The following is a 391-nucleotide window of genomic DNA, read 5'->3' on the forward strand; positions in this document are numbered from 1 at the left end:
TTCTAACCGACTGAACTACCGCTGCGCTAAACATCGAGTGGTGGGTGATGACGGGATCGAACCGCCGACCCTCTGCTTGTAAGGCAGATGCTCTCCCGGCTGAGCTAATCACCCATGTGTCTCGGTGTGGCGCGCATTCTACGGACGACTTCGCGAGCTGGCAAGCATTTCTCGAAGTTTTTGCAAATTGCGCGAAATACCAAAAAGCAGACACAAAAAAAGCGACCCTGGGGTCGCTTTCTCTGTTGCTTCCGGGTGTTCAGTGGGCCCTGGAAGCGAAATATGGCGCAGCGGACGGGACTCGAACCCGCGACCCCCGGCGTGACAGGCCGGTATTCTAACCGACTGAACTACCGCTGCGCTAAACATCGAGTGGTGGGTGATGACGGGA

General features: G+C 56.5%; 2 tRNA genes. Both read right to left on the reverse strand.

What is annotated here, in order from left to right:
* Window positions 1-38: 38 nt before the first annotated feature.
* Window positions 39-114 (reverse strand) — tRNA-Val (locus QSV36_RS14660).
* 169 nt (window positions 115-283) lie between these two features.
* A tRNA-Asp gene (locus QSV36_RS14665) sits at window positions 284-360 on the reverse strand.
* Between the last annotated feature and the right edge of the window lie 31 nt (window positions 361-391).

The sequence above is a fragment of the Pseudomonas sp. BCRC 81390 genome, assembly GCF_030341915.1.
In the GTDB taxonomy this organism is placed as follows: domain Bacteria; phylum Pseudomonadota; class Gammaproteobacteria; order Pseudomonadales; family Pseudomonadaceae; genus Aquipseudomonas.